The organism is Chloroflexus sp. MS-G (assembly GCF_000735195.1).
In the GTDB taxonomy this organism is placed as follows: Bacteria; Chloroflexota; Chloroflexia; order Chloroflexales; family Chloroflexaceae; genus Chloroflexus.
The window spans coordinates 1-12,198 of record NZ_JPIM01000129.1 but is presented as its reverse complement, the minus strand read 5'-3'; the positions used below and the strand labels follow the sequence as shown (position 1 = coordinate 12,198).

Sequence of the window (12,198 nt, the reverse complement as noted above, 5' to 3'; positions counted from 1 at the left end):
AGGCAGTAATGCCCAACTGACACTCGGCACCGTAATTTTGGCGCGGGTGATGGTAAAGCGTAACAATCCGGCATCACGTCGATTCACCTCAAGAGTAACTGATGTGCCAGCAGGGCCACGTACACGTGCAACCAGATCGTCAATCGACCACCCCTCAACCGGATGCCCATCGACAGTGATAATGCGGTCACCCGCTTGCAGGCCAGACAACGCTGCCGGTGAACCCTCAATCAGCGCCAGCACCAACAGCATGCCATCGCGTTTGCCGATGTAGATACCGATACCCTCAAAAGCACCACTCAGCGACTCTTGCCAGATTTTGGCCTCGGTCGCGCTCAAAAAGCGGGTATGACCCTCATCGCCGAGCGTAGCTAACATGCCATCAATCGCGCCTTCGATCATCCGATCTGGATCGGCGGCGGTAGAATCGACATAACGCTCACGGGCTAATTGCCACACTTCCCAAAAGACGGCAAATTGGTCACAAATCTCGGTTGTTTCAGGGCAGGCAACGGTCGTTTTTGGATTGCTTAACCAGACTCCCAACCAGACGCCGCTGCTGATTCCGCCGATCAAGGTCACGAGGAAGAGGGGCACGGTAAGCCAGATGGGAATACGAATTTGCAGCACACGAATCACGCCATACATAGCCTTCTTATGCCTCTTTCTGCAAGCGTCGCACTGTCTCGCCATCGAGACGCCGAACCAGCGCCAACAATAGTTGTACCGTCTGCTCAATATCGCGACGATGGACGATGGCCGAGGTTGAGTGGATATAACGTACTGGCGGCCCGATAACCACGGTTGGTACCCCACTCCCGAAAATATGCATCCGTCCACCATCAGTACCGCCCCCTGGCATCAGATCGAATTGCAGCGGAATACCCTCTTCGGCGGCAACGTCAATAACCAGATGGCGCAGAGCGGTGTGGGCAATTAATGATCCGTCAATGAGCAGGATGGCCGGTCCCTGACCGAGTCGGCTCATCGCATCATCAGCCCCCACACCGGGCATATCGCCAGCAATCGCCGTATCGATAGCAAAGCCAATATCAGGCTTGACCAGATACGTTGTTGTAGCCGCGCCACGCAGACCGACTTCTTCTTGAACATTACCGATCCCGTAGACAATGTTGGGGTGGCGTTCATTGACCAGGCGACGAATGGTTTCAACCACGATAGCGCAGCCAACGCGATTGTCTAATGCCTTTGCCATGAAGAGATCGGGATTGCGCATCGGCAGGAATGGACCGACCGGTACCACTGAATCGCCCAGTCGCACTCCCCATGCCATAGCTTCCTCACGACTAGAGGCACCAATATCGATGTACATTGACTTTTTGTCAACGAGGCGATTCCGTTCATCGTTGCTTAAGATATGCGGAGGTTTTGCGCCGATCACACCGATAATCGATCCCTGGCGGGTCATAACTTCCACTCGTGTACCCAACAACACGTGATCCCACCAGCCACCAAGCGGCTGAAACTTGAGAAAGCCATCGTCGGTAATACGGGTCACGAGCAATCCGATCTCATCAAGATGCGCTGCCAGCGCGATCCGTGGCCCATCGGGTACGCCGATCCGACGAGCAATAATACTTCCCAGATTGTCACCTTCGATCTCACTTACCGGCTCAAGGTAGCGCCGCATAAGAGTGCGAACCGGTCCTTCATAACCAGAGGCACCATGAGCCTCGGTGAGTTCCTTCAAAAGTTGCATCATTGCATCCACAGATTTTTCCTCGCTCAACTATTCAGGAATCGACCAATTGTTGACGTACCCACTGTTCAGCCGTTGCGCGATCAGTGATCAGACCATCGAGCGTCGCTGCCCGCAGACGCCGTAACAGTTGTCCTAATTGCGGCCCTGGCGGTACCCCCAACTGACGCAAGTCATCACCGTTGAGCGGCGGGCGCAGCAGCCGCCATTCGTGCAGATAGCGGGCGATGTTCTGCTGAATTAGCTCATCTGTCGCGTAGTGTAGCACAGCAATCGCGGCTACGCTATAGGGCTGTAACAGGGCATCAAGACGACTCGGGCTGGATGCCGAGGCGATGGTTGGTAGCCGGACGCGCAGTGCAATCAGGTCGTTGAGCATTCGACGCACCGGGGTAGGTAGGTGGTAACGGCGCAGAAACATCATCAGCTCAGCATCACTGACATCGTAGAGCAACAGTCCGGCGATAACCAGATCAGTCGGCGCGACGGCTGCCACATGCGCCGGATCGCGCTGATAGCGGGCTAATCGCTCGGTCATGGCCGGTGTCCAGTGTAAACCGGGCACAATCTGGTACGTGACCCCCCATCGGTCGGCCAGCGCCACAACCGCTGCCGGATCGGGTTCACTCAATGTCAGGCAGAGTTCAGTCTGTACTCGTTCAGGGGTGAGGAGCGCCAGATACTGAGCTGCGATAGCTTCCTGAAACTGCGCCCTGGTCGCTGCATCAGGAGTAAGATCAAGACGAGCGGCCAGGCGCAGACCACGTAACAGGCGGGTAGGATCATCGCGCAAACTCTGCTCGTGCAAAAGCCGTAAGCGGCGAGCTGCCAGATCGGTAGCCCCCCCCAGCGGATCGAAGAGGGGCATCGGCAACAAGTCGTTGCCCTGCGCGACCAGTTGAATCGCCATCGCATTGATGCTGAAGTCACGGCGGAAAAGATCAAGGGCCAACGGCGCCGGTTGCACTTCGGGCAAGACAGCCGGTCGTGGGTAGCGTTCGGTGCGCGTCTGGGCCAAATCGATCAGCCAATTGCCGACGGTTATTGAAGCTGTGCCAAATGATGGATGCTGCGCCACGATGTCGCCACCCCAGACATTTGCGAGCAGGGGAACAATCCGATGAACGTCGCCTTCGACGGCCAGATCAATATCACGTCCAATGGGTACACCGAGCCACAGATCACGAACGACACCGCCAACCAGCCATAACGTTGCCTGAACCGACGATGCCAGATCAACGGCACGTGCAAGCAGACGCCGCAGTTCTGGTTCAAGTCTGGTGATAAGATTGTCCATGTGCGCTTGACAGAGCAGGCATTCAATGATAGGATAGAGTTCGCACGGGCGATTAGCTCAGTTGGTTAGAGCGCCACGTTGACATCGTGGAGGTCAGTGGTTCGAATCCACTATCGCCCACCACATTTATTGTAACACGCCTCATGAATTATCCTCGTCACCGTCTTATCGCGAGTTTCTTCATCGCTCTCGTACTAGCTGGTTTTTCTGCTGTTGTCACGCAACAGATGTACGCCCAGCCGGAGGCGCTTGCGTGTCCGCGGAATCAGACGATTACCCTCCGTGGTGATCAGGCTCCACCATTTCAGGGCCTGATCGTACTCTTCGCCGATTTGCCGGTCGGCGGCGGGGTCAGTGATGCTGCCGGACGCTGGCAAATCCCGCTGCGGGTGAACGAACCTCCTGGTATCTATCCGGTTGAGGTGCGACTACGGGATAATCAACAATTGCTTGCCAGGATGGTATGCTACGTTGATGTTCCATTGCCAGCTACTGTTGTTCCATCACCAACGAAAATACCTTCACCAACGCCAACGTTAGCTCCTCGCCCAACGACTGCGCTGCCAACAGTACCGCAGGCAACCCGAACTACGACACCGACGGGTCGAGCGACGGCAACCCCACAGATCACTGCTACCACTACACCAACCGTGCCAACGACGGAGACGCCCCGCATCACCTTCACGCCGACACCAACTTCTACCCTTGGCGGTGTACCTATCGCTACACCGACCCCAATACCAGCCGGTATATCGGTAACGCTTGAAATTGTTGCTTACGACCCAGATACATCAAACTCACTTAACGATGAATATGTGACATTGCTAAGTAACGAAGAGAACGACCTCACAATCGGTGGCTGGCGGATTATCAACATTTCACGCCCTGAACGGCCAACATTCGTTTTTCCGAATTATGTGCTGGCGCCTGAAAGTGAGATATACCTCTACACAGGTAGCGGCACAAACAATTTGAACACCGGTGATTTCTACTGGGGGCGCTCAGCACCGGTTTGGCAGCGCGGAGACATTGCGCAATTGTTCGATGCACAAGGGCGGCTGGTGAGTTCTTATCAGGTACCCTGACGCCAGGTGATCGAGGCAGCACATATGCTGCCCTGCCATCAACCTGGTCGCCTGCATACCCATGGATGTCCAGGCAAGCCAGGTCACATATCCAGACCTGGTATTAACCGGCAATGACTTCGAGCATAACTAACACAAAATTGTACACTCCATGCACGATAGCAGCAGTCGTCGTATTGGTACGTTTTCTTACCAAACCACATATGAGACCCACAACAAAGACGACCAGCAGACCATCCCAATGATACTGAAAAGCGTGCAGGCTGACGAAGAAAAGATTCGAGAGGAAAATGCCCAGACGGGGCTGCAAAACTCCACGGATTGCCAGTTCTTCACCTAACCCGGCTGTGACACCAATCACCAATGCTCCAAGTGGGCTAATCGCAAAAGCTATCAGTTCACTGAACGCCTCATGGTCGGTGGTAGGCCAACCAAATGTCTGCCAGATTGTATCTATTAATGGCAATGTGAGCGTTATCAAACCGGCCAGAGCCAGACCGATCCCCACACCAGTGATAACTTGGCTAACGGTCGGTCGTACCAGACCGATGCGCAGGAGCGTCGCCGATAGATTGCGGCGAATTCCAAAGCCGACTGCGAGAAACGCAGCCGGAATCGTCCAGACCAGGCCATAAACCTGGCTACGCAACTGAGCGCCAGCGCTGAGATCACCAGCATTCAATTCTTCACTACCTACAGCTCGCACAAGGGTGAGTAGTGGTGGCTGGCCGGTTACCAGCAGTGGCATTACCATGATCAGCGTGATAGTGACAATTGCTGCCAGCGCCACGCTATGCACAAATGAGTTTGGATCGAGCGGAAGAAATCGTGTTAACCACCGACGCACCGGTGGAAGTAGCGTTGACAAGCCTATTCCAAAGCTGAGGAAGATACCAAAAATGAGGAGCAGGATCGTGAAGAGAGAAGCCGGCTGAAGTGTCGGCGGATTGTTCGGATCAAATCCACCCGGTGGTATGTCAACGATATTCAATACCCCCAGGCCAAACGCATACACGGCAGATGCACCGATGAGGATGGTCAGCCACACGCCAGTAGCAATCCAGGCCCAATTGAAAGACGTACCGGCAAAATAGGCCAGAATTGCCAGACCAACAAAGGGTAAGGCATTGAGACTGGCGGAGGTGAAATTCCCGATCTCGCCACCAATAGCAGCACCGATACTCAGCAGAAGGATGTAGATGCCTACACCGGCAAGCCAGATACCTGGTCGCCGCATAGGAGCAGGTTCAGGGGTGATAACGAGTGGTTCTGACATCGTCTCTTTTCCTCTTGTTTCGTAGCAATCGTGGTAAACCGGTGATGAGTATAAACTCACTGCGAACAGCGCGCCATAGCGTATCTTGTGGTCATCATCTTCCCCTCTTCCCTTTTCTCTTGGGAAAGGTGATCTCCGCACAGAGGGTATTTATTCCACGCACTCCACATACATTGTATACCACACCCCAGTCATTTGGCGTGGTCTGAATAGTGTATCTGAACCAGGGAAGCAATAACAGAAAGAGAGGTGCGGAGAATCGGTAGGGGCGGGTTGGAAACCCGCCCCACAACAACGGTTTATCAGCCGTTCGTCACGTTGTTATGTCGAATCCGGTCATTCCCAGCACGCGATTACGTTCCGGCGCAGGATCATTATCGTCGCACCGACCCTGCTACTGTTCTAACCGACGGCAAATGTCCTGTAAGCGTATTCCAGACAGACTCGGGATAACCAGGTGTGCCCGGCCCACCCGTTCTTGCGGACCAATCCCAACGACATAAAATCCTCCGGCTAATGCAGCTTCAACACCGGCAGCCGCATCCTCTACGACAACACAGGCAGTTGGTGGTAGATCGAGCAGGCGTGCAGCGTGTAAAAAGAGATCAGGCGCTGGTTTCTGGCGCGTGACACTGTAACCGTCGGCAATGGCATCAAACAGGTCGGTGATACCTAACCGTTCGATCACCTCGCGGGCATTTTTGCTCGCCGAGCCGAGTGCAATTTTTAGTCCGGCAGCGCGAATCTCTTGCAGCAGTTCACGGGCGCCCGGCAAGAGATCACGTGGTGATATTTCGCGGATAAATTCAAGATAGTAGCCGTTTTTCCGCTCCATTAGCTCAGTAAGCACATCTTCAGGATAGGATCTGCCTTTGAGCATGAGTAGAAGAGACTCACGACGCGGAATACCGCGTAGCGCCTCGTTCTCTTCGCGTGTAAACGGAATCCCTAACTCGTCGGCCAGCCGTTTCCACGCCCGATAGTGATATTCGGCGGTATCGGTGATAACACCGTCGAGATCGAAAATGAAGCCCTGAATTGGCATACTCTGGTTCCTGTTATTTATTGTTGCGCAACCGACCGTTGGCGCAGTATCGGCAAGTTATCGCTTCCAGGCACCCTGCACGCGCAGAGAGCGGGAGAGAGACTCGGTGCGATACCAGGTCAGCGCGAACGTTCTGTAGGCTTATAAACCTCGAATGTGCTGCATTGGGTTTTGCGAAAGGGAGCGGATGCAACGATTTTGGTTGCACCCGCTCGTTGTTTACGCAGCGATAGCGCGACCGTCGGGATAGCAGGTAACGGTATGCATAACGCCACGCAAGGTAAAGCGGAAGGTAAGCCGCTGCCAGTGTTTAGGCAGACGTGGATGCACTTCCCAAGTACCGTCTGGATGGATGCGCAGACCGCCGAACCCGAAGACAACGGCCTGCCAAACACCACCCGCAGAGGCGGCGTGAATACCATCACCGGCATTGCCGCGCACATCGCGGAGATCGGCACGCGCCGCACGAATGAAGTGCTCATACGCTTCGTCAACATCTCCCATCTGACAAGCGACAATGGCCTGGATCGGCGGGCCGAGCGATGAGCCGTAGGTGTGATCGGTGCGTGGTGTGTAGTAATTGTAGTTAACCCGAATCTGGCTGTCGCTGTAGTGTTCGCGTAGCAGGAATTGCAACATTAAGACATCGGGTTGCTTGATGGCCTGATATTCGTTAGCACCTTCGATCCCGAAAATCTCGTGCATCGATTTTGTGCGTGGTTCATAATCGGCTAGATTGACATCTTTGAGTTTGAAGAAGCCATCAAATTGTTCGATCAGGCCATTGGCCGCGATATTCACACACATCTTTTCAGCAACCGTCTGCCAGTGTTGCAAACGTTCAGCAGTCAGATCAAGCGTCTGCCGCAGTTCGGCGGCTTTCTGCGGTGCATGCTGTTCGAGCCATGCCAATGTCTCTAAACCGGCACGCAGATTCCATTGCGCCAACAGATTGGTATAGGCATTGTTGTTCACGTGATCGTGGTATTCATCGGGGCCAATGACGTCGGTGTAGCCATAGCACCCCCGGTCGGCTAGCCATTCGACACGCGACGCACAGAATTTGGCCGTATCCAGTATGATTTCAGCGCCACGTTCGATATACCACGCATCATCACCGGTCGCTTGCCAGTATTGTTGAACGGCGTAAGCAACATCTGAAGAGATGTGGATCGCCAAATCACCTGTCCAGACGCGAGCCAGCTTCTTCTTGTCGTGAAAATCTGGCACCCACGTCGGCGTTACCTCCTCACCGGTATCGGCACTTTCCCACGCATACCATGCCCCCTCATAACCAGCGGCACGCGCTTTAGCACGAGCTGCCGGCAACGTCAGGTAACGATAATCAAGCAAGTTGCGGGCCACTTCAGGCATTGTGTAGATGAAGAGAGGGAGCATAAAGATTTCGGTGTCCCAGAAGGCATGCCCACGATAACCAAACCCCGAGAGGGTCTTGGCGCCGATATTGACACGCTGATCGTGGCGTGGCGCTGCGATCAGGAGTTGGAAGATACTGAAGCGCACAGCCAGATCGGCCTCTTCGTCGCCTTCTATGACAACATTACAGCGTTCCCATTCGTGCGCCCAGGCCTGCTGTTGCGCAGTTAGCTCCTGATCCCAGTCTGTCACACGCTGGAGATGATGATGAGCCAGTTCCAGCGGGTTGCCGGTATCGCGTGAAGTGGCAACGCCGATAAACTTATTCACGACAATCGGCGTACCGGTCCTCGCCTGATAGACCTGCTGGAGAGTCGGCACATTCTCAACATCCCAGAATGTGGTAGTGAGCGCAGCATCTCCTACCAGACGCATCACCAGCGCCAGCTCAATCCCACTTTTGCGGGTGCGGGTGCGTAAGAAGATAGCACCATCGGCAAGCTGACCCTGTGCAATATGGCGCCAGTGGAGTAGTCCTTCATTGTCGGTCTGACCATTGAGTGCGCTGCGTAGCTCGATCTGACCATCAAATTCGGGGATGATCTCACAGCGTAATGCCAGCAGGTGTTCGTTCGCCAGTGAAGCGAAGCGGGTAAAAATCAGCGTTGCGACACGGCCGTTTGGTGATTGCCAGCGCACCTCGCGGCGCAGAACGCCGGTCTGTAAATCAAGATCACGCCGATAAGCCAGGATGGTACCGGTTGCCAACGAAAACTTCTCGCCGTCGATTACCACCTGCGTAGCCAGCCAGTCGGGTGTATTGGCAAGCTCGGTCACGACAACCGGTGCATCATCAAAGACGCCGTGGATAAACGTAGCCCGTCGATCGTTGGGATACCCTTCCTCAAAGGTACCTCGAGTTGAGAGATAGCCATTCCCAATCGTGAAGATAGTCTCTTTGTGATGTTGTTTGGCTGGATCGAATAATGTCTCAGATAGTATCCACATACCTGTTCTCTCGTTCTATGCAGCGGCGAAAACGATCTGGGCAGCCGAGACGCGATCGTGCGCATCCATGCGCTGCCCATTACCAGGTTGTACGGTGTTACGGTGTTACTCACATTGCAGCGTGCACGTGCCCTATCCTTCTTTTGAACCGGTAGCAGCAATACTCCGCACGAAATACTGCTGGAAGACGAAGAAGATAATCAAGATTGGGAGCGTATTGAAGATCGATCCGGCAAGGATCACCGAATAGAGCGTATAGTACTCACCACGGAACCATTGCAAACCGATTGGCAGCGTAAACTGCTCGGGCGAACGGAGCACCAGCAGTGGCCACATAAAGTTGTTCCAGGCCCCCTGAAATGTCAGCAGAGCGAGGGTAATCAACTGGGTCTGGCTAATCGGCAGCACAATGCGGAAGAACGTTCCCCATCGCCCTGATCCATCCATCATCGCTGCCTCTTCCAATTCTTTGGGGAACGACTTATAGAATTGGGTCATCATAAAGACGCCGAAGGCATCGGCCATACCGGGTAAAATCACCCCCCAGGGATTGTCGATGAGGCCAAAACCGGTAGGCAGCTTGAACATCCCCAGATCAATCCCACCGCGAATGAGACCCGGTCCAATGATGAGGAACGATGGAATAAGCGTGACAACACCGGGCATCATCATCGAAATGAGCAGCAGGTTAAACCAGAAGTTCTTCAGAGGAAACTCGATACGGGCAAAGGCATACCCGGCCATCGCACAGAAGAGAACGCGGAAGATTGTGATGATGACCGAGATAAAGACACTATTCCACACCCAGCGCGGGAAGAGCTGGAACGTGCCCAGGATCGTCTGGTAGTTTTCGAGCGTAAAGGGGATCGGCGCCCAGATCGGTGGTGTGTAAATATCGGCCACCGGCTTAAACGAGAAGACCAGCGTAAAATAGAGCGGCGCTACCGAAAGGACAGCCCAGAAGGCCAGCATAGCAAAGAAAAGGTATTTACGCAGCCGGTCGAAGAAGACGGTCTGCTCGTACACCCGTGTCTGTGCTTGTGTTGTTACTGCCATCGGTGTTGCCTTTCTAGCGCTCGGCGCCGCTGCCGCTGCCTTCGATCACTTTTCGTTGCAACAGGGTAACTGCCAGGATGATGAGCGTCAGAATCACTGCTAATGCCGATGCCTGGCCCATCTGGATACGAGTATCGCGGAAAGCCCACTTGTAAATCAGGTAGGTAATCGTCGTCGTACTATCGAGCGGCCCACCGGCAGTCATCACATAAATCTGGTCGAAGACCTGGAAACAGCCGATTACGCCTACCGTCACAACAAAGAAGATGACTGGTCGCAACATCGGAATGGTAATGTAGAAGAATTTCTGAATCCCGTTTGCGCCATCAATTTCGGCTGCTTCATAAACTGCCAGCGGAATATCTTGCAAACCAGCCAGGAAAATCAGCATCAACGTACCGCTCGTCGTGAAGATGTTCATTCCCATAATCACATAAAACGCGGTACGTGGGTCATCGAGCCAATTGACCGTCAGACCTGTGATCTGGTTGAAAATCCCCTGCGGCGCAAAAATCCAGATAAAGATCAGTGAAATCACTACCGATGATGTCACTGAAGGCAGATAGAAAATAGTGCGGAAAAAGCGCTGAAATCGCAGATTCTGATCCATGGCAAATGCCAGCACCAGGCTGAGAAAGGTCTGGATCGGCACGACGATCAGCACATATTTGAAGGTATTGGGCAGTGCTTTTGCCAGAAAGAGTTCATCTTCCAGCACACGCTGATAACCCTCTAACCCCCACCAGCGCGGTGGTCGGAGCAGGTTGTATTCGGTGAACGAGAGGTAGACCGCGTAACATAGAGAGATCAGGCTAAAGATAACGAAAATGATCAGCCACGGCGAAATAAACAGATACCCATTCAACGCTTCGAAAATCTTGCGGCGGTCAGTTCTCGCTCGCATATTATACTCCCGTCATTGGTGGAGCGCAGCGACCGGAGCTGACCGGTCGCTGCGCGTAGCAATTACCGCAACGCCTTCCGAATTGAATCCGCCGCTTGCTTCATCGCTTCAGATACCGGCTGGTTCTCCTTGAAGATGCGCTCCAGGGCTTTCGCCATCTGATCGTTGACATCGGAACCGACAGCGCCCCAGAAGAACGGACGTGCACCGAAGAAGGAACCGTTGAAGATCGCTGCCGAGTTGGGATTGTTCTTCAGATAGTCGCTGTTCTGCAACGACTTCCGTGATGGCAGCGCAAATCCGCTTTCGAGCACCGTCTTCTGACTGGCTTCGCTGGTCAGGAAATTCACTACCTTCCACGCCGCATCCGGATTCTTCGTATTAGCCGAGATACCCCAGGCGACGGTAAAGATAAGGTTGCCTTCACCACCCGGCCCGGCCGGCGGCATCACCACACCATACTGTGTGTTCGGGAATTGATCGCGCAGATAGGGGATCAACCAGCCACCTTCGTACACCATTGCACACTGACCTTTGCCGAAGAGAGTGCCCTGCCAGCCTTCGCCGAGATCTGAAGGCAATGCACCAATCTTGGCGGTGCGGAATGAGGTGTAGAACTCGGCAGCTTTTACCGCTGCTTCACTGTCGAGCATCGTGTCACTGTAGTCATCCTTCATCACCATCCCGCCATTTTGGAAGACAAAGACCGGGAACCGACCTGGATCAGGCGGTGTGCAGAAGCCGTAGATCGGGCGATTGGGATCGCTGAGGTCGGTCAGCTTTTCAGCAGCCGCACGCAGATCATCCCATGTCCAGTCATCGGTTGGATAGGCAAGACCAACCTTGTCAAACAATGCTTTGTTGTAGAACATACCGAGCGTGTTGAAGTCTTTTGGAATACCGTAGGTCTTGCCTTTATAGGTAAAAGCATCGATCAGCGCCGGGATGAAGTCGTCACGCGAAACACCACTGGTCGCCATCAGATCATCGAGCGGGAGCAGTGCATCGTTCGCCGCCAGCTCAAGCCACCAGAAAATATCGACGTAAAAGATGTCAGGCTCGGTACCCGAAGCAATCGATGTCAGGAGCACCTGCTTGTAATCACCGGTAATCGGCTCGTACTTGACCAGAATATCGGGATTTTCTACCGAGAACTTATACAGCAGCGATTCGAGCAGAGCCGTCTCAGCCGGACTGGAAGCCCATCCAGATAGACGCACAGTAACCTTTTCGGCCGGGACAACAACTGTCTCGCGCACAGTTTGTGGAGTGGGTTGAGTCTGTTGAGTGGTGGTCTGACCACAGGCGCTCAAACCCAGCGCCAGCACAGTCAGAACGAGTAGGAGCTTGATCAGGCGATTCATAGCTTCTCCTTTCAAAGACTAAAGAAAACATAAAGACCAACGACCGTAAAAAAGTTGCATGTTTAG

Annotated in this window: 10 protein-coding genes and 1 tRNA gene; 2 read left to right on the top strand and 9 right to left on the bottom strand. The window is 53.9% G+C overall.

Annotation, left to right across the window (positions count from 1 at the left end; translation table 11 throughout):
• The 3 genes from JE47_RS0117420 to JE47_RS0117410 all read right to left on the bottom strand — a co-directional run.
• Positions 1-648, bottom strand: a 648-nt coding sequence (locus JE47_RS0117420) for a S41 family peptidase (protein WP_031460979.1), incomplete at its 3' end; no start/stop codon positions are given.
• Positions 649-655: 7 nt separating this feature from the next.
• Entirely contained in the window at positions 656-1,732 is a 1,077-nt protein-coding gene (locus tag JE47_RS0117415; RefSeq protein WP_031460978.1) for a M42 family metallopeptidase, read from the bottom strand.
• Positions 1,733-1,754: 22 nt separating this feature from the next.
• Positions 1,755-3,017, bottom strand: coding sequence for a CCA tRNA nucleotidyltransferase (locus tag JE47_RS0117410; protein ID WP_031460977.1), 1,263 nt, complete (start codon positions 3,015-3,017; stop codon positions 1,755-1,757).
• A 46-nt stretch (positions 3,018-3,063) separates the two neighbouring features.
• Between JE47_RS0117410 and JE47_RS0117405 the strand changes: the two genes are divergently transcribed.
• Together JE47_RS0117405 and JE47_RS21430 are read left to right on the top strand one after the other, a co-directional pair.
• Positions 3,064-3,140 (top strand) — tRNA-Val (locus JE47_RS0117405).
• A 20-nt stretch (positions 3,141-3,160) separates the two neighbouring features.
• Positions 3,161-4,102, top strand: coding sequence for a lamin tail domain-containing protein (locus tag JE47_RS21430; RefSeq protein WP_081910068.1), 942 nt, complete (start codon positions 3,161-3,163; stop codon positions 4,100-4,102).
• 103 nt (positions 4,103-4,205) lie between these two features.
• Here the strand turns inward: JE47_RS21430 and JE47_RS0117395 are convergent, their stop codons facing one another.
• The 6 genes from JE47_RS0117395 to JE47_RS0117370 form a co-directional block, all read right to left on the bottom strand.
• The gene (locus JE47_RS0117395) at positions 4,206-5,378 is read right to left on the bottom strand and encodes a CPBP family intramembrane glutamic endopeptidase (protein ID WP_031460975.1); all 1,173 of its coding nucleotides are present in this window, start codon (positions 5,376-5,378) and stop codon (positions 4,206-4,208) included.
• A gap of 394 nt (positions 5,379-5,772) precedes the next feature.
• Positions 5,773-6,423 (bottom strand): beta-phosphoglucomutase, encoded by a 651-nt coding sequence (pgmB, locus tag JE47_RS0117390; RefSeq protein WP_031460974.1) that lies wholly within the window; start codon positions 6,421-6,423, stop codon positions 5,773-5,775.
• A gap of 219 nt (positions 6,424-6,642) precedes the next feature.
• Positions 6,643-8,808 carry a glycoside hydrolase family 65 protein gene (locus JE47_RS0117385; protein WP_031460973.1) on the bottom strand — a complete coding sequence of 722 codons (2,166 nt, stop codon included), beginning with the start codon at positions 8,806-8,808 and terminating at the stop codon, positions 6,643-6,645.
• A gap of 132 nt (positions 8,809-8,940) precedes the next feature.
• Positions 8,941-9,864: a carbohydrate ABC transporter permease gene (locus tag JE47_RS0117380; protein WP_031460972.1), complete on the bottom strand. Its 924-nt coding sequence runs from the start codon at positions 9,862-9,864 to the stop codon at positions 8,941-8,943.
• Between the two features lie 13 nt (positions 9,865-9,877).
• On the bottom strand, positions 9,878-10,768 hold the full coding sequence (locus JE47_RS0117375; protein WP_031460971.1) for a carbohydrate ABC transporter permease: 891 nt from the start codon (positions 10,766-10,768) through the stop codon (positions 9,878-9,880).
• A gap of 62 nt (positions 10,769-10,830) precedes the next feature.
• Positions 10,831-12,132, bottom strand: a complete 1,302-nt coding sequence (locus tag JE47_RS0117370; RefSeq protein WP_031460970.1) for an ABC transporter substrate-binding protein — start codon at positions 12,130-12,132, stop codon at positions 10,831-10,833.
• Between the last annotated feature and the right edge of the window lie 66 nt (positions 12,133-12,198).

Bases quoted from the DNA above. Each gene is read 5' to 3' on its own strand.
- JE47_RS21430 (WP_081910068.1), top strand. From the start codon at position 3,161: ATGAATTATCCTCGTCACCGTCTTATCGCGAGTTTCTTCATCGCTCTC.
- JE47_RS0117395 (WP_031460975.1), bottom strand. From the start codon at position 5,378: ATGTCAGAACCACTCGTTATCACCCCTGAACCTGCTCCTATGCGGCGA.
- JE47_RS0117385 (WP_031460973.1), bottom strand. From the start codon at position 8,808: ATGTGGATACTATCTGAGACATTATTCGATCCAGCCAAACAACATCAC.
- JE47_RS0117410 (WP_031460977.1), bottom strand. From the start codon at position 3,017: ATGGACAATCTTATCACCAGACTTGAACCAGAACTGCGGCGTCTGCTT.
- JE47_RS0117370 (WP_031460970.1), bottom strand. From the start codon at position 12,132: ATGAATCGCCTGATCAAGCTCCTACTCGTTCTGACTGTGCTGGCGCTG.
- pgmB (WP_031460974.1), bottom strand. From the start codon at position 6,423: ATGCCAATTCAGGGCTTCATTTTCGATCTCGACGGTGTTATCACCGAT.
- JE47_RS0117380 (WP_031460972.1), bottom strand. From the start codon at position 9,864: ATGGCAGTAACAACACAAGCACAGACACGGGTGTACGAGCAGACCGTC.
- JE47_RS0117375 (WP_031460971.1), bottom strand. From the start codon at position 10,768: ATGCGAGCGAGAACTGACCGCCGCAAGATTTTCGAAGCGTTGAATGGG.